The 17050-nt window shown below is 37.1% G+C and carries 14 protein-coding genes (1 of these 14 only partly in view); 3 read left to right on the top strand and 11 right to left on the bottom strand.

Going from position 1 to position 17050, the window contains the following annotated elements:
* The 3 genes from ACJJVW_RS04625 to ACJJVW_RS04615 form a co-directional block, all read right to left on the bottom strand.
* A protein-coding gene (locus ACJJVW_RS04625) for a DNA polymerase III subunit alpha (protein WP_405250898.1) crosses the window boundary here: on the bottom strand, positions 1-1636 show its 5' portion. The gene continues 1397 nt to the left of window position 1, outside the view; 1636 of the gene's 3033 nt are visible here — the first part of the coding sequence; its start codon is at positions 1634-1636; the stop codon falls past the left edge of the window.
* 41 nt (positions 1637-1677) lie between these two features.
* Entirely contained in the window at positions 1678-2898 is a 1221-nt protein-coding gene (dinB, locus tag ACJJVW_RS04620) for a DNA polymerase IV (RefSeq protein WP_405250897.1), read from the bottom strand.
* Positions 2899-3140: 242 nt separating this feature from the next.
* Positions 3141-3317 carry a hypothetical protein gene (locus ACJJVW_RS04615; protein WP_298330664.1) on the bottom strand — a complete coding sequence of 59 codons (177 nt, stop codon included), beginning with the start codon at positions 3315-3317 and terminating at the stop codon, positions 3141-3143.
* A 307-nt stretch (positions 3318-3624) separates the two neighbouring features.
* On the opposite strand from ACJJVW_RS04615, the gene ACJJVW_RS04610 reads away from it, so the two are divergent.
* Positions 3625-6486, top strand: coding sequence for a pitrilysin family protein (locus tag ACJJVW_RS04610; RefSeq protein ID WP_298330662.1), 2862 nt, complete (start codon positions 3625-3627; stop codon positions 6484-6486).
* A gap of 104 nt (positions 6487-6590) precedes the next feature.
* On the opposite strand, the gene ACJJVW_RS04605 is transcribed toward ACJJVW_RS04610, so the two are convergent.
* Positions 6591-7421 (bottom strand): DMT family transporter, encoded by an 831-nt coding sequence (locus tag ACJJVW_RS04605; RefSeq protein WP_405250896.1) that lies wholly within the window; start codon positions 7419-7421, stop codon positions 6591-6593.
* A gap of 138 nt (positions 7422-7559) precedes the next feature.
* On the opposite strand from ACJJVW_RS04605, the gene ACJJVW_RS04600 reads away from it, so the two are divergent.
* The gene (locus ACJJVW_RS04600; protein WP_298330654.1) at positions 7560-7829 is read left to right on the top strand and encodes a hypothetical protein; all 270 of its coding nucleotides are present in this window, start codon (positions 7560-7562) and stop codon (positions 7827-7829) included.
* A gap of 87 nt (positions 7830-7916) precedes the next feature.
* Here ACJJVW_RS04600 and rodA read toward each other — a convergent pair whose 3' ends face one another.
* The 6 genes from rodA to purH all read right to left on the bottom strand — a co-directional run bounded on the left by rodA (position 7917) and on the right by purH (position 15067).
* Complete coding sequence (gene rodA / locus ACJJVW_RS04595; RefSeq protein ID WP_298330651.1) at positions 7917-9176, bottom strand: rod shape-determining protein RodA; 1260 nt, start codon at positions 9174-9176, stop codon at positions 7917-7919.
* A complete protein-coding gene (gene mrdA, locus ACJJVW_RS04590; RefSeq protein WP_405250895.1) occupies positions 9176-11044 on the bottom strand; it encodes a penicillin-binding protein 2 in 1869 nt (622 codons plus the stop codon). The genes rodA and mrdA overlap by 1 nt, the downstream gene beginning before the upstream one ends.
* On the bottom strand, positions 11041-11547 hold the full coding sequence (locus tag ACJJVW_RS04585; RefSeq protein ID WP_405250894.1) for a rod shape-determining protein MreD: 507 nt from the start codon (positions 11545-11547) through the stop codon (positions 11041-11043). The genes mrdA and ACJJVW_RS04585 overlap by 4 nt, the downstream gene beginning before the upstream one ends.
* Positions 11537-12382, bottom strand: a complete 846-nt coding sequence (gene mreC / locus ACJJVW_RS04580) for a rod shape-determining protein MreC (RefSeq protein WP_405250893.1) — start codon at positions 12380-12382, stop codon at positions 11537-11539. The genes ACJJVW_RS04585 and mreC overlap by 11 nt, the downstream gene beginning before the upstream one ends.
* 14 nt (positions 12383-12396) lie before the next feature.
* Positions 12397-13425, bottom strand: a complete 1029-nt coding sequence (locus ACJJVW_RS04575; RefSeq protein WP_013751144.1) for a rod shape-determining protein — start codon at positions 13423-13425, stop codon at positions 12397-12399.
* Positions 13426-13534: 109 nt separating this feature from the next.
* Positions 13535-15067: a bifunctional phosphoribosylaminoimidazolecarboxamide formyltransferase/IMP cyclohydrolase gene (purH, locus tag ACJJVW_RS04570; RefSeq protein ID WP_405250892.1), complete on the bottom strand. Its 1533-nt coding sequence runs from the start codon at positions 15065-15067 to the stop codon at positions 13535-13537.
* Between the two features lie 170 nt (positions 15068-15237).
* Between purH and ACJJVW_RS04565 the strand changes: the two genes are divergently transcribed.
* Positions 15238-16500 carry an ABC transporter permease gene (locus ACJJVW_RS04565; RefSeq protein ID WP_405250890.1) on the top strand — a complete coding sequence of 421 codons (1263 nt, stop codon included), beginning with the start codon at positions 15238-15240 and terminating at the stop codon, positions 16498-16500.
* A 74-nt stretch (positions 16501-16574) separates the two neighbouring features.
* Here the strand turns inward: ACJJVW_RS04565 and ACJJVW_RS04560 are convergent, their stop codons facing one another.
* Positions 16575-17030, bottom strand: coding sequence for a GAF domain-containing protein (locus tag ACJJVW_RS04560; protein ID WP_013751147.1), 456 nt, complete (start codon positions 17028-17030; stop codon positions 16575-16577).
* Positions 17031-17050 lie beyond the last annotated feature (20 nt).

Raw genomic sequence — 17050 nt, 5'->3', positions numbered from 1 at the left:
ATTCTACATAGAAACAGCCTATACAGTCTGCTTGTGAGATCATTTCATTTATGCGATCATCTGTAAAAAACTGTTTTGCGTTATGTATATCTGGAAGTTTAATCCCATGATGATTCTGTTTTATGATAGCTACTGCGTCTTTTATTTTTCCGAGTCCGCGTTGTCCTAGGATGTCAAATTTGTAAAGCCCAACATCTTCTGCTATGTGCATGTCAAATTGTACCGTAGGAAAACCTTTAGGAGGTAGATTTGTAGCAGAAAAGTAATGAATAGGTTTACTAGAAATCAATATGCCAGCAGCATGGATACTCGTATAATTAGGTCTACCATGTAATACCTGCGCATATTTTAAAACTAGTTTTTTTATATCATCTAGACTATTTGGATCATAGCGACCATCGCTTAGTTTGTCAATTTCATACTTAGGCAACCCAAATACTTTACCTAATTCTCTCACAGCTCCACTGTGTTTAAATGTAACATAAGAGCCTAGCAGTGCAACTTGGTTATTTCCTTTGAACTTTTTAAAAATATAATCGGTTACATCCTCACGATCCCAAGTAGAGAAATCGATATCAAAATCAGGTGGTGTAGCTCGATATAGATTCATAAAACGTTCAAAATATAAATCGAGTTCTATAGGATCTACATCTGTAATACGTAACAAGTATGCTACAATACTATTTGCACCACTTCCTCTCCCTACATAGTAATAGTCTTTGCTACGAGCATATTCTATAATTTTCCAATTTATAAGAAAGAATGCGACATAGTCAAGATGTTTTATAAGATCAAGCTCTTTCTTTAATCGACCTTTGATGATGTTATCTACAACTTCATAACGCTCTTTTAATCCCTTTTCGCAAAGTTCAAGTAGTTTTTTATAATCTGCTTCCTGACTTTCTAATAGTGTAGTTAAGTTTTGTGAGGGCTTATTTTTACTGAAATTGAAATCAATGTTACATTCTTGTAATAGGTTATTTGTATTCTCAACAAATGATGGATAGTCTTTAAAAACCTGAGCAATCTCTTTTCGTGAGTACATGAAGTCATTAGGACTTCCTTGATCTGTAGGTGGTAGCGTACTAAGTAACACATTAGTATCTATAGCTCTTAATAAACGATGCGTGTTAAAATCTCGCTTATCGCGAAAGCTTACCGTGTGAAGAATAACTAACTTTTTTGATAAAGAATTAAGAGAGGAAAATTTGAGCTTGTAAATATCTTTTGCTCGGACACCTATGTATTCATTATCAGTAAAAGTTATTTTCCCTAGCTCCATTACATTTTCAAAAGGATAAATAATGATTACATTTTCAAAATGCGGAGCTTGGTCTGGAAATGGAGTTTTGTTATGTAAGTGTTTTGATAAGTAGTTGTTTATCTCAAGGAAGCCTTGGTTATTCATTGCGAGTGCAACGTAGCATTGCTTCGTATTGTTTCTAAAATCAACTCCTATGATAGGTTTTATATTTTTTTCTTTTGCTCGACGCACAAAATTTAGACAGCCAGATGTATTATTAATATCTGTAAGTGCAAAATGAGTACACCCTTCATGTATCGCTAGGTCTAGTAATTCCTCCTCAGAAATTGTTCCATACCGTAAACTATAATAAGAGTGATTATTGAAATACATTGTCTTAGACTTGGGGTTTTGATAAAATAAAGAGTCACTTATTACTGATGTCTATGAGCTAACAGTATAGGAGGCTCTCCATTAAAAGGATTACCTTGATTACCTATAGTCCTAGAACCTTCACCTATGGTATTTGCTCGTCGCACGCTATAATCACCATATTTATTTCTTAATTCATCCATTGCTTTATACAGATTTACGGTCTTATTAGTATTTTCAAAAAGGTCTATTTGATAATGTCCCTCTGTAAGACCACCAAAGCGAACGCCTACTAACCTAATAAGCATCCTACAATTATTGAGCTTATTGAAAAGTTCTGTTACGGTTGGGATGAGAACATGATCTGCAGCAGTGTAGGGCACACGTAACTGTTTTGAGTATGTTTGAAAATCTGAATATCTGATTTTTACTGTTACGACAGAAGTGAGTTTGTTGCCTCGTCTAAGCTGGAAAGCTAGGTTTTCTGCCATGGCAGTTATAGTAGTATGTAACTTAACCATATCAATAGTATCTTGACCATAAGTGCGTTCACTAGAGATAGATTTACGTTCGTGATACTCCACAATAGGACTGTCATCAATACCATTACAACGCTCCCAGATAATGCGTCCATTTTTCCCAAAAACAGAAGCCATCATTTCTACAGGCATTTGTTGTACAAGATCTACCGTGCGTACACCCAGATTACAAAACTGAGTAAAAGTCTTCTGTCCTACCGAAGGAATTTTTTTGATAGATAATGGTGCAAGAAAGACCTTTTCATAACCAGGGTCAATTTTAATCTCATTATTAGGTTTTGCTTCTCCAGTAGCTACTTTTGAAACCGTTTTATTAGGAGACATCCCGAAGGAAATAGGTAAACCTGTTTCTCGCATAATACGCTGGCGAAGCTCTTTTGAATATTTATAGGCTCCAAAAAATTTATCCATCCCAGTGAGATCACCATAAAACTCATCTACACTTGCTTTTTCAAGTACTGGAAGTTCTTCTTGTAGAATTTGCGTTACCTCTTTAGACATTTTTGAATACGTACCACCATTTCCTCGTATGTAAATCCCATTAGGACATAGCTGCCTGGCTACTTTAATAGGCATAGCGCTATGTACACCAAAGGTGCGAGCTTCATAGCTAGCAGCGCTTACCACGCCACGATCGCCAGTACCACCTACAATAACGGGTTTGCCCATAAGGCGACTATCTAACCTGCGCTCACAAGAAACGAAGAAAGTATCAAGATCAAAATGAATTATTGTACGTTGCATAATATAGAATTAATCCAAAATTATGGAAATATTCCTAATTTATGCAATTAATTTAGAATCTATATTATTTATTTAAAGGTGTTTTTAACCACTTAATATCGTTTTAAAAGATTTTTCTATAATAGGAGGTTACTCTTAAATTTTAATAATAAGTAAGTGTCTAATTTTTTGATGTAAGACACTTACTTACTTACTTTTAGGAAATTATAGCGCTACAAATTATTGCATGTGCAAATTTGTATTTAATCTATACAATCATTGAACAACATTGTTTCAGGTCTTTGGCAACTACCGTCAGTCACTCTACAAAACCCTTTAGGGCAACTATTTCCAGAATTTCCTAGACCACCTGAAATGAGACCTTGTTCTTTTTTTTCTATAGGTTTGACACCTTCTAATTTTAAAATGTTTTTTAACATAATCGGAATATTTAAAAATTAATTTTACCATGAACATTTAGAGACACTCACAGTCTATGTCTATTCTTGCAAGAATATTTTTAGAAGCCATTCTTTAAAATTGACTTCTACTTAGTACAGTATTAGATTATATAATCTATAGCTAAGTGTATTTGCGTGTGAAATATTACCCATTTTAAATGTTAATTTTTAAAGCTAGTACTCATGATCAACACTTATTTTAACATCAAAAGCGTTAACACTATTTAACAACCTTTCGGTTTCTGTTTTGGTTATCTTGATCCTCTTTAATTTTAATTTATTTTAGATGAAAATCACACGTCTTATAGCCCTCATAGCGCTGGTAACTATCACGTTCTCGTGTAAGCAAGAAGGTGGAGAGAATACCGCTTTCGCGAAAGCGGAAAAACCACAATTCAACGTTCCATTTGAAAAGTTTACGCTAGATAATGGGCTTACCGTAATCTTACATCAAGACGACTCAGATCCAGTAGTTGCAGTAGCACTTACTGCACACGTAGGATCTGCAAGAGAGATAGAAGGACGTACAGGTTTTGCTCACTTATTTGAGCACTTATTATTTTTAGAATCTGAAAATCTTGGAAAAGGAGGGCTAGATGCAATGAGCGCGCGTATAGGTGGTTCTGGAGCAAATGGATCTACGAGTCGTGATCGCACAAACTATTTTCAAACAGTGCCAAAAGATGCTCTTGAAAAAATGATTTGGGCAGAGGCAGATAAGCTAGGATACTTCATAAATACGGTAACAGACCCAGTACTTGCCAAAGAAAAGCAAGTGGTAAAGAATGAAAAAAGACAGTCTGTAGATAACCGTCCTTATGGTCACGCACGTTATGTGGTAGGGAAGAATCTTTACCCAGAAAGCCATCCATATAACTGGCAGGTGATAGGATCGCTAGAAGATTTGCAAAATGCAACATTACAAAATGTAAAGGATTTTTATAATCGATGGTACACGCCTAATAATACAACGCTTACCATCGCTGGAGATTTTGACCTTGCACAAACTAAGGAATGGGTAGAAAAATATTTCGGCGAAATTCCAAGAGGAGAGGAAGTTCCAGCGATGGAAAAGCAACCTGTTACAGTAGCAAATACAAAGCGACTATATTATGAAGATAACTTTGCTAGGTTGCCACAATTATCAATGACCTGGCCTACGGTGCCTAATTATGATAAGGATTCTTATGCGCTTGAAGTTCTTGCTAGTTACCTATCTAAAGGAAAGAATGCGCCGTTTAATAAGATTTTAATTGATGAAAAGCAGATTACGGCTGGTGTGAGAATGTTCAATTTTGGTTCTGAAATCGCCGGAGAATTTGGTCTAAGTGTCAATGCATACCCCGGAAAAGATCTTGATGATGTACTTGTAGGGATTAATGAGGCTTTTACAAAATTTGAACTTGAGGGAATCTCACAAAAAGATTTAGACAGAATTAAAGCAGGGCAAGAAACACAGTTTTATAACGGTTTATCAAGTGTATTAGGAAAGGGGTTTCAGCTAGCACAGTATGAGATTTTTGCAGGAGATCCTGCATACATCACAGAAGATGTAGATCGTATTCTCGCGGTGACTAAGGAAGATGTACAACGTGTTTACGAGCAGTATATAAAAGGTAAAAACTATATCGCTACTAGTTTTGTGCCTATAGGTCAAACAGCACTTGCACTTGAAGATTCTGATCTTGCACAAGTAGTGGAAGAAAAGATAGTAGAAGGTGCAGAGGAAACTTTTGATGCTAGTATCGCAGCAGATTATGAGCGTACTCCTTCATCTTTTGATCGTAGTAAAGAGCCTGCATATGGCACCACTACTCAAGTTGCTGTTCCTAATGTTTGGGAAGATAAACTCTCCTCTGGACTTGAAGTGTATGGAATAGAAAATGACGAAGTGCCTCTTGTGCAATTCCAGATGAATATACGTGGAGGATTACTTCTAGAGGATATCAATAAAGTTGGCGTTTCTAGTTTGCTAGCAGATTTACTTATGAAGGGAACTGCGACAAAAACTACCGCAGCACTTGAAAATGAGATTGAAAGCCTTGGAGCAAATATTTATACGTACTCAGACAAAGAGAATATATACATAGGTGGGAATACACTGGCTAAAAACTATGATAAAACCATTGCGTTGGTTCAAGAAATCCTCTTGCAGCCGCGCTGGGATAAGACAGAGTTTGACTTATTAAAGCAGAGTACCTTAAGTCGTCTGGAGCAGCAACAGGCAAATCCTAATAGTATTGCAGCCATACAATTTGATAAATTAATATATGGAGAGCATAGCTTACTAGCTCAAAATAACTTAGGAACTCCAGCTTCTGTAAATGCAATTACAATTGGGGATCTAAAGAGTTATTATACCAATTATGTAGTTCCTAATGTTGCTAAGATGCAGGTGGTAGGTGCCGTAAGTAAAGAAAAAGCAACTACAGTTCTTGCAGGACTTAATAATAACTGGAAAGCTAGAGAGTTTACAATACCCGTAGTAGCCGTTCCTAAGGCTCCGGAGCAGTCTAACGTATATTTTTATGATGTGCCAGACGCAAAGCAATCTGTACTTCGTTTTGGATACCCAGCAATGGCAGAAACCGATAAAGATTTTTACCCAGCACAAATGATGAACTACCGTTTAGGTGGCGGCGGTTTTGCCTCACAACTTACGCAGGAGCTTAGAGAAGGAAAAGGATACACTTATGGCATACGTTCAGGTTTTTCTGGATCTACACTTCCTGGAGCATTTGCTATCTCAAGTGGTGTAAGATCTAATGTGACCTATGAATCTTCGGCGCTAGTAAAAGATATTCTTAAGAACTATGGGAAGAACTTTACGCAACAAGATCTTGACGTATCTAAAAGCTTTTTATTAAAAAGTCAAGCACGTGCTTTTGAAACTATGGGAGCAAAGCTCAATATGCTAGATGATATTGCAAATCTGGGTATATCTCCAGATTATATAAAGGAACGCCAGGCTATTGTAGAGAACATGACAGTAGAAGAAATCAAGAAGTTATCAGATAAATATCTTAATCCAGATAAAATGATATACCTGATAGTAGGTGATAAGAAAACACAGATGGATAAACTAGAGCAGCTAGGTTATGGTACTCCTGTACTTTTGAATGAGACTAAAGAGCCAGTGAAGAACTAGAAACTCAAATGTCTTAATTATAAAAAGCGAACTCTAGGTGGAGTTCGCTTTTTTTATGCTTTCGCGAAAGCGTAATTCTAAATAAAACTTATACTAAAGGTCTTCTAAGCTCTTCTCTTTACCCAAACGTTAAGGAGCATCCCTATGACCAGAATTCCCATCCCTACAAGAGGAGCGGTGTCATAGCGTTCGTTAAATAGAAAGTAGCCCAGGATTAAAGCGTAAACGAGTTCCATGTATTTAATGGGAGCTACGGTAGCTGTATCTGCAAGTTGAAAAGAGCGCGTTAAGAAAACCTGTCCAAAAAGCCCGAACACCCCAATGCCACTCACATACCACCACTCAACACCCACAGGCATACGCCAGTGTTGTATAAAAAAAAGGCTTCCTATGATGGAGATTACCATAAAGTAGTTGATTATGGTTAAAAAGTGCTCACGTGATCCTAAGTAACGCACGATGGTAAACACACCACCTACGAGAACAGAGGACATAATGATGAGTATAAAACTCATCGTATCTATTCTAAAATCTACTCCTTTTAAAACCAGTGCTCCTATGACTGAAATTACTAGCGCAACCCATTGCCATGGTTTTACTTTTTCTTTTAAAAACCAAAGCGCAAAGATGGCACTAAATAAAGGAGCTGTATATCGCAAGGCAACGGCAGATCCTAATGGGATGCGCTGTATGACTACAAAATAAAGAGCGAGAGAAACAAAACTCAATAATCCTCTCGTGGTAAGCCAGAAAACACTCTTTCCTATAACGGGAACTTTCTCTATAAGCATGTAAGGGAAGATGAAAATAAAGGTGCCCACGCATCTAAAGAATACAACTTGTAGCGGGTGAAAATCTTCTAGGTATTTTGCCAGTAAGTTCATCCACGTAAACGCAAATGCGGCAATAAGCATGTAAACAACTCCTTTTATCACTGGAAGAATTTTGCCGCAAAGGTATCTGATATTAATCTTAAAATTATGAATAATATAAGTTAATTGTAACTACTCATTAACAGTTCTTGATGAACAGTAGCAGTACTTTTACACTCTAACCAATAAACAATCATTATTATGAAAAAAGTATTTGTAGTACTAGCACTTGTAGGATTTACATTTTCAACAATCTCTTGTAGAGAAACAACTCAAGATAAAATTGAAAACTCTGCAGAAGCAGCAGGACAAGATATAGAAAACGGACTTGAAGAAGCTGGAGATGCTATTGAAAATGCAGCCGATAAAACTGGTGACGCTATTGAAAATGGAGCTAACAAAGCTGGCCAAGAAATAGAAGAAGAAATCGAAGGAACAGACGATTATAATGGTGATGACGATAACAATTAAGAAGTCGTTATTAGCGTAAAAAAAGCGAGCAGTAATGCTCGCTTTTTTTTGCTTTATATTTTACGCTTTCGCGAAAGCGTACTTAGATTACCACTCATTTACTCTATTGCCATCTAGTTTTACAAAGATGAACAGTAATATAGTGAACCCCCATAACCCTGAGCCTCCGTAACTAAAAAATGGTAGAGGGATTCCTACCGTAGGCAAGAGACCTATGACCATCCCAATGTTTACTACAAAGTGAATGAATAAAATCCCTGCGAGGCTGTAACCGTAAATTCGCGAGAAGTCATTTTTCTGCTTTTCTGATAATTGAATAATTCTTAAAATGAGCACTACAAATAAGATGATTACAAGTGTACTCCCAAAGAATCCCCACTCTTCACCTACTGTTGAGAATATATAATCTGTATGTTGTTCTGGTACAAATTTACCTTTGGTTTGTGTTCCTTCTAGAAACCCTCTTCCAAACCATCCACCATTACCTATAGCAATCTCACTTTGTTGAGTATTATAGCCTATACTTTTTGCATCTACCTCTTTACCTAAAACAATATTAAAACGGTCGCGGTGACGTTGCTCGAAGATATTTTCAAAAATGTAGTTTACAGAAAATGCAAAAAGACAAGCGGCTGCGACAAGGCCTATGTAAAGACGTTTTGATGGTCGTTTTTTTCTATTTCTAGCAAATAATATCAATGCAATCACAAGTACAATTAAAGACACATAAATAGGTCCTAAAACTAGTGTAAGCACAAATAATGTAATCGTAGATGCTCCTAGAATTAAATAACTAGCAGCAAGTCCTTCTCTATATAGTGGAAAAAAAAATGCGGCATAAACTAATGCACTTCCAGGATCTGGTTGTGGTATAATGATAAGTGCTGGTATTGCTATGATAGCAAGAGCACGTACTTGATCTTTTATGGTTTTTATATTGGTCTGTATGTCGCTCAAGTATTTGGCGAGCGCTAGTGCGGTAGCGGCTTTGGCAAATTCACTCGGCTGTATACTCATAAAACCGAGATTGTACCAACTTGTGGCTCCAGATATGGTTTTTCCAAAAACAAACAATAATATTAATGACAGCAACGAGCCTATGTAAATAACACTTGAGAATCGTTCAAAGAATTTTGAGTCTAAGAATAGAATAAATGTAATGATAAGAAAGCCTAAGAATATCCATACAAGTTGCTTAAAGTACAAGTTATTCATACTTGTAAAAGCTTGTGTATCTGGATCAAAGGCAGCAGAGTAGATATTAACCCATCCTATAGCTACGAGGGCTAAGTACAATAGAATAAGTACCCAGTCAAAACTACCAACATTCCTTGTAAAACGGCTCATTAATAATTTATTTTAAAAGGCTTGCCACTTAATGGCTTAGCATATTCTTCCTCAAGCGTATGTGTGAGAATCCATTGTTCTAGATCTTTACGCGTTACTTCTCTGTTAATGTACTTCTCAATCATGAGAGACGCTATGCGACCTCCATAACGAGATCCCCAGTATCCATTTTCTACAAAAATGGCGATAGCAATCTTTGGATTATCCTTAGGAGCAAATGCCACAAAAGTGGAGTGATCTGTAAGCTGTGTAGTAACTCCATTAATTTTTGCATAATTCTCTGCTGTACCTGTTTTACCTGAGATGTCTATTCCAGGTACTTTTAAGTTTGCTGCAGTTCCATAATTATATACATCATTGAGCCCTTGTATAACGGGTTCAAAATGTTTTGCATCTATGGTGGTATAATTTTTCTGTTCAAATTGAGAAGGGATCGTGTCTTGTCCTTCTATTTTTTTTATGATGTGTGGTCTGTAAAACCAACCTCTATTTGCAATAGTTGCTGTAAAGTGTGCCATTTGCATAGGGGTGAGGGCAACCTCTCCTTGCCCTATAGAGTTGGATAGTGTCGCGGCACTTCCCCATCTTCTATTAGGGTAATCATGGATTTTATTATAGTAAGACGCTCCTGGAATGAAACCTGGTCTTCCTATAGGTAAGTCATAACCCATAAAATCTCCTAGTCCAAAACTTTTAAGGTGTCCTTGCCATGCAGCAATACCTTCTTGAGGTGTATTGTATTTATTGAGAGTATTCAAGTAAGCAGTTCCAAAGTAAGCATTACAAGAGTAAGCAATACCAGTGATCATCTGTACTGGGCTTTTATGGTGGTGACACCCAAAGGTCCTTCCTCTACCATATCGCATTCCTCCATTACAATACACACGATCGTCAAGACTAATCGCTCCTTCTTGAAGTGCAATGAGTCCCGTAAGTGCTTTAAAGGGTGATCCTGGCGCATATTCTCCTAGCAATGCTCGGTCATAAAGCGGCTTTGCAATAGAGTCGTTATCAAGTTTTGAATAATTTTTAGATCGCTCACGGCCTACCATTAGAGCAGGATCATAATTAGGAGCAGCCACAAGTGCTAGAATTTCTCCAGTAGATGGCTCAATGGCTACAATGCCACCGCGCTTACCTTGCATTAATTCTTCTCCATATTTTTGAAGTTCAGAATCTATGGTAAGATATATGTTCTTTCCTTCTTCAGGTTCTTGATCAAGTGTGCCTTCTTTGTAAGGGCCTATAACACGATTAAATCGATCTTTTTGAAGATATTTAATTCCCTTTTTACCTCTTAGTAGCTCTTCATACTTTTGCTCGACACCTTGTCGTCCTATTAAATCTCCGCTTATATAGTAAGGCTGTTTATCAATAATCCCTTGGTGTACTTCTTGAATGTAACCAAGGAAGTTTGCGCCAAAGTCTATCTGATAGTCACGTAATGAACGTTTTTGAATAAAGAAACCCTCAAACTTGCGCATTTGCTCACCTAAGTATGCAAACTCTTCTTGTGACATGGTAGGTACTATAACAGAAGGATGCCTAGGAGAATAATGTATTGCTTTGTTAAGTTGTTTTACAAGTCTTTCTTTATCAATGTTTAATAAAGAGCATAGCTTGAGCGTATCAAAAGGTTTGATTTCTCTAGGTATGGCCATTAAGTCATATGATGGCTGGTTAGAAACTAAAAGTTCTCCATAGCGATCGTAAATACGACCACGTTGTGGGATTTCAAATTGTTGCTTTATAGCGTTACTCTCAGATAAAACTGCTGCAGAGGTGTCATACACCTGCAGATAAAATAGTCTAGCAATAAAGAGTACGCCAGTAGTAAGAACAATAAAGAGGAGTAGTAATTTTCTCATTCGTTACGGCTGCTAAAAAGGATATTAAAAGTCAAACAAAGTATAATAGTAAAGATACTAGTGACTAACGTTTTGTTTAAGGTGTAGAGTATATTACTTATGTTAAATACCTCTAGTAAAAACAATACTAAATGGTGAATGAGCACCATTATAGAAATAAAGATGAATCGCTCGTAAAAACTCACCTTAGATAATTTTATGGCATTGTACTCATAACTTACTCCAAAAGAAAATCGTAAAGCAACCGGCCTAAGGTATGCAAGGAAGAGGCAGGCTGCCGCATGCACACCACCACTATTACCAAACATATCCATCGTAAGTCCCGTTAAGAAGGCGATAAAAATATATAACGCTCTATTAGCTGTAAATGGAAAGACTAATAGAAACAATACATAAGGGTAGGGATTGATGTACCCAAAGAGATTTACATTATTAAAAATATAAATCTGCACAATCATGAGACCTACAAACCTAGCAATATTTACAGAGACACTATTCTTCATCTTGCTGTGTTTCTAGTGCTATAATTTCCTTCTTGTAACTATTTTCAACCACATACACATGACCTAGATTAGTCATGTCATTAATAAGTTTGATAGATAAAGTATAGAAGTTTTTACTTGGATCTAATACAAACTCGTTTACTGTACCTATAGGAATCCCTTTCGGGAAAATTGCCGATTTCCCACTGGTTTCTATGGTATCACCTAGTTTTACAGGTGCTTGCTGTTGCATATCAATAACCTGAACGATATTTGGGTCCTCACCATCCCATTGCATTGTCCCAAAATGTTCCGACGCTCTTAACTTTGCACTTGTGGTAAAGTTAGAATTGAGAATAGATAATACGGTACTGTAACCAGAAGATGTTTTATCAATAATACCTACGATTCCTTTGCTAGTGATTACTCCTTGGTCTTTGTGAATACTATCTTGTGACCCACCTAAAAGAGTAATAAAATTATCTGTCTTTGCATAGTTGTTATTGAGAACCTTTGCAGGAATGTAAGAGAATTTTCGCAGACTATCTGACGGGATAGGTGATGTTATGTCTGTGAGAACTTCAAGATCTAAATTATCCTCGTTATGTGATTTCAACATTTCGCGTAAGCGGGCATTCTCTTCTAGAAGTTGTTTGTTGTATGTTTTGAGTTTAAAATAATCTTGAACACTAGTTACAGATCCATAAATACCACCCGTAAACCAGTTTGCAGAGTTTACAAATTTACTACGGTGATAAGAATGAGATTGTATCGTAAAAACAAGCGACAGCATTAGTAAAAATGCAAACAGCAGGAAGTGCTTGTTCCTGATCAAGAAATTGATAATCTGATGCATAACTTAAGAGTTTTCTATTTAATGAGAACGCTCTTATACTTCGCAATATTTTTTAGGCATATTCCAGTACCTCGTACTACAGCCCTAAGCGGATCTTCGGCAATATAAACAGGTAAGTCTGTTTTTTGAGAAAGACGCTTGTCAAGACCTCGTAACATAGATCCTCCACCAGCAAGGTAGATTCCTGTGTTATAAATATCGGCAGCGAGTTCTGGAGGAGTTTGAGATAATGTTTCCATCACCGCATCCTCTATACGAAGTATAGATTTATCAAGTGCCTTGGCAATCTCGCGATAGCTTATTTGCACTTGCTTAGGTTTACCTGTAAGAAGATCACGTCCTTGAACGCTCATTTCCTCTGGCGGAACTTCAAGATCCTCTGTAGCGGCACCTATTTGTATTTTAATTTTTTCGGCACTGCGCTCACCTACATAGAGGTTGTGCTGGGTGCGCATATAATAAATGATGTCATTTGTAAATACATCACCCGCAATTTTTACAGACTTATCACAAACAATTCCTCCTAGAGCAATTACCGCAATTTCTGTAGTACCACCACCTATATCTACAATCATGTTACCCTTAGGTTGCATGATGTCAACACCTATACCTATGGCCGCAGCCATAGGCTCGTGTATTAAGTAAACTTCTTTTCCATTTACACGCTCTGCACTTTCCTTTACTGCTCGCATCTCTACTTCTGTAATTCCAGAAGGAATACAAATCACCATGCGCAATGCTGGTGGAAAGAATTTCTTTTTAAGCGCAGGGATTTCTTTAATGAACATCGCAATCATTTGTTCACTCGCGTCAAAATCTGCAATTACACCATCCTTAAGAGGTCTAATTGTCTTGATATTCTCATGCGTTTTCCCCTGCATTTGAGCAGCTTCCTTACCTACAGCAATGATTTTTTTGGTCGTCCTATCCCTAGCAACTATGGAGGGGCTATCTACCACTACCTTGTCGTTGTGAATAATCAGTGTGTTTGCGGTACCGAGGTCAATTGCTATGTCTTCGGTTAAAAAATCAAAAAATCCCATAGGGTTATTGTGGAGGTATTAAATGTTAGCAGTTACGCGTTTGTATAAATGTACAAATATTAAAGGGTAAAATTACGCTTTCGCGAAAGCGTACTCCCTTAAACTTATATTAATGTTTAAAATGTCTTGTTCCCGTCATTACCATTGAGATATTGTGCTCATTACAGTAATCAATTGTAAGTTGATCTTTAATAGATCCACCAGGTTGAATTACCGATGTGATACCCGCATTATCTGCAATCTCAACACAGTCTGGAAAAGGGAAAAATGCATCACTAGCCATTACAGAACCTTTGAGGTCAAAACCAAAAGAGGTTGCTTTATCAATAGCTTGTCTCAAAGCATCAACTCTAGAAGTTTGACCTGTACCACTTGCACAAAGTTGTTTGTTCTTTGCAAGTACAATAGTATTAGATTTTGTGTGCTTACATATTTTTGAAGCAAACAGTAAATCTTCTATCTCCATATCTGTAGGAGCAGTGGTTGTTGCGTTTGTTAAATTTTCCTTCACATCTGTCTTGTTATCGCGACCTTGAACGAGTGTTCCGTTAAGGCAAGTGCGCACGGTTGTCTCAGGTAATACGATATTTTTGAGCGTAAGGACTATCCTGTTTTTCTTTCCTTTTAAAATTTCTAGTGCGTCTGCGTCGTAAGACGGCGCTATCACTACCTCACAGAATAATTTATGAATTTCATTTGCAGTCGAAATATCTATGTTGCCATTTGCAATTAACACTCCGCCAAAGGCAGAAGTAGGATCTCCAGCAAGAGCATCTACATATGCTTGGTGCATAGTGTCACGCTGTGCAAAACCACATGCATTGTTGTGTTTAAGAATAGCAAACGTAGGTGCTTCTCCTTGAAATTCTGAAATTAAGTTTACAGCAGCATCTACATCAAGCAGGTTGTTGTATGATAATTCTTTACCGTGAAGCTTCTCAAAAACTTCATCAAAATCTCCAAAGAAAAATCCTTTTTGATGCGGATTTTCTCCATATCTAAGTGCCTTCCCTTCATTTTTACTATGTCTAAGTACCGGGATTTCTTGGTCTGTATTGAAATAATTGAAGATTGCAGTATCGTAATGAGAAGAAACGGCAAAACTTTTTGCAGCAAAACGTTTTCTCTCTTCTATTGTTGTGCTTCCGTTTCCTGCAGTAATGATGTCAAGAACCTCTGCATAATCTTCCATAGAAGATACACATAAGGTGTCTTTAAAGTTTTTTGCTGCGGCACGTATAAGTGAAATACCACCGATGTCTATTTTTTCTATAATATCTTGTTCTGGCGCGCCAGATGCTACTGTTTTTTCAAAAGGGTATAAATCTACAATCACAAGATCAAGCTGCGGAATTTCAAATTCTTCCATTTCCTTTACATCTCCTTCGTGATCTTGACGGTTTAAAATCCCTCCAAAAACTTTAGGGTGTAATGTTTTTACACGACCACCTAAGATGGAAGGGTAAGAAGTTACATCCTCAACAGGTACAACTGGGATTTCTAAATCTTTAATAAACTTCTCTGTTCCACCAGTAGAATAAAGGGTTACTCCTTGTTCGTGTAGCTTTTGAACGATAGGGGCTAAGCCGTCTTTATGGAATACTGAAATTAGTGCTGCGCCTATTTTTTTTGTTGTGCTCATTGTGAGAAAATTAATAGATTTTGGTTGATCCTAAATGGATGGGTTTTAAAAGCTTCAAAAATAGGTATTTCAAGCCTTTTTGTTTCGGGTTTCTATTAACAAATTGACATGACTTTGTAACAATTTTTAGTGTGTGGCGTCTTACTCGTATCTTTAGATAAAATCAATCAATGCTAATATATTTAAGAGCCTTAGGGGAGAGTTTTAGATTTGCTGTAAATGCATTGCGCAATAACAAGCTTCGTACGTTTCTCTCTTTGATGGGAGTTACGGTTGGGATTTTCTCAATTATCGGGGTGCTCGCAGCGGTAGATTCGCTTGAAAAAGACATTAAGGGAAGTCTTTCATCCCTTGATCAGGAGAGTATGATTATCGCTCATATCTCTTTTGGGCCTTCAGAAGTTCCACGCTGGAAGAGAGAGCGTTTTCCGCTTGTTACTTACGAGGATTATCAGAACCTTCAGCGTAATCTACCCGGTTTAGGTGCTATAAACTATACCATGTCTATTCCTTCACAAAAGATTAGTTATGACGGGAAAGTGGTAGAGAGTGTTCAAGTAGATAATGCAACCGAAGGGCTTTTTGAGATAGAAAAACTAGAATTTGAAGATGGACGCTTTTTTAATGAGCAAGAGTCTACAAATGGAGTGCCCGTCGCTATTATAGGATCTGTTTTGCGTGATAACCTTTTTGGAGAAGGTGTAGATCCAATAGGGAAACAAATAAAAACTTTAAGCAGGAAGTTTACAATCATTGGAGTTCTCAAGAAGCAAGGAATTAATGCCTTTGGAGATTCTAAGGATGAGAAAATAGTAATTCCCGTAAATATCATAAGACGTATTTATGGCGATAATAATAGATCTACTTTCCCTACAATGACAATCGTACCTGCAGAGGGTGAGGATGCAGATGAATTCTACGCTATCGCCGAACAGAAAATGAGAGCAGGTAGGTCTATAAAAGCTGGGGAAACTAGTGATTTCTTCATCAATAGACTTAGTGGTTTTACAGATGCTATTGATGGGATTATAGGTGTGCTTACTACAGTGGGCTGGTTAATTGGTGGCTTTGCACTACTAGTGGGTGGTTTCGGGATTGCAAATATTATGTTTGTGAGTGTCAAAGAGCGCACAAACCTCATAGGTATACAGAAGGCGCTAGGAGCAAAGCGCCGTTTCATCTTATTTCAGTTTTTATTTGAATCTGTATTGTTATCTATTTTTGGCGGATTTATTGGACTTGTTATGGTGCAGCTTATAGTATGGCTGCTAGATGTCTCTAAGATTGCGGGAGACTTTGAATTTGTATTATCTTTTGATAATATTTTCTTAGGACTCTTCACAACATTTATCATAGGTATCATTGCAGGGATAATCCCAGCAATAGGAGCCTCACGACTAGATCCTGTAGAAGCAATAAGAACAGGGATGTAATAGCTTTATATAATATAAAAAAGCCCCAATTCTATATTTAGAATTGGGGCTTTTTAATTAGTGGAAGGTGCTTCTTACAGCAATGCTGCAACTTGCACATTTACAAACTCGAGGAAATCTTCGTCATCTTTTGTAAAAGGATCTACATGACTTGAGTCTATATCTATCTGCCCTATGTTTTTACCATCTTTAAATAATGGAATAACAATCTCACTTTTTACAGTGATAGAACAAGCGATATAATTGTCTTGCGCTTTTACGTCTGGCACTACAAAGTTTGCATTAGATTCTGCTACCTGACCACATATCCCTTTACCAAAAGGAATTACCGTGTGATCTGTAGGTTCTCCAGCAAATGCTTCTAGGTGTAATGTGCGCTTTTCATGGTTTGCCATGTAAAAACCTACCCAGTCATAATATTCTATGCGCTCGCGCAATAACTCACATATTGCAGTCATTTTGCTTGTAGCGCTATCTTCTTTTTTATCCGCGATGCGGCTTACTTCTATTTTTAAATCTTCAAAAGCCATTTTTCTTGTATTTTAGACGT

Origin of the sequence: Dokdonia sp. Asnod3-C12 (assembly GCF_045063975.1) — a bacterium.
Lineage (GTDB): Bacteria > Bacteroidota > Bacteroidia > Flavobacteriales > Flavobacteriaceae > Dokdonia.
This window is presented reverse-complemented; position numbering and strand designations above follow the sequence as displayed.

Excerpts from the sequence above, each read along its gene's own strand:
- dinB (WP_405250897.1), bottom strand. The coding sequence starts at position 2,898 with ATGCAACGTACAATAATTCATTTTGATCTTGATACTTTCTTCGTTTCT.
- ACJJVW_RS04615 (WP_298330664.1), bottom strand. The coding sequence starts at position 3,317 with ATGTTAAAAAACATTTTAAAATTAGAAGGTGTCAAACCTATAGAAAAA.
- ACJJVW_RS04610 (WP_298330662.1), top strand. The coding sequence starts at position 3,625 with ATGAAAATCACACGTCTTATAGCCCTCATAGCGCTGGTAACTATCACG.
- ACJJVW_RS04600 (WP_298330654.1), top strand. The coding sequence starts at position 7,560 with ATGAAAAAAGTATTTGTAGTACTAGCACTTGTAGGATTTACATTTTCA.
- rodA (WP_298330651.1), bottom strand. The coding sequence starts at position 9,176 with ATGAGCCGTTTTACAAGGAATGTTGGTAGTTTTGACTGGGTACTTATT.
- mrdA (WP_405250895.1), bottom strand. The coding sequence starts at position 11,044 with ATGAGAAAATTACTACTCCTCTTTATTGTTCTTACTACTGGCGTACTC.
- ACJJVW_RS04585 (WP_405250894.1), bottom strand. The coding sequence starts at position 11,547 with ATGAAGAATAGTGTCTCTGTAAATATTGCTAGGTTTGTAGGTCTCATG.
- mreC (WP_405250893.1), bottom strand. The coding sequence starts at position 12,382 with ATGCATCAGATTATCAATTTCTTGATCAGGAACAAGCACTTCCTGCTG.
- ACJJVW_RS04575 (WP_013751144.1), bottom strand. The coding sequence starts at position 13,425 with ATGGGATTTTTTGATTTTTTAACCGAAGACATAGCAATTGACCTCGGT.
- purH (WP_405250892.1), bottom strand. The coding sequence starts at position 15,067 with ATGAGCACAACAAAAAAAATAGGCGCAGCACTAATTTCAGTATTCCAT.
- ACJJVW_RS04565 (WP_405250890.1), top strand. The coding sequence starts at position 15,238 with ATGCTAATATATTTAAGAGCCTTAGGGGAGAGTTTTAGATTTGCTGTA.
- ACJJVW_RS04560 (WP_013751147.1), bottom strand. The coding sequence starts at position 17,030 with ATGGCTTTTGAAGATTTAAAAATAGAAGTAAGCCGCATCGCGGATAAA.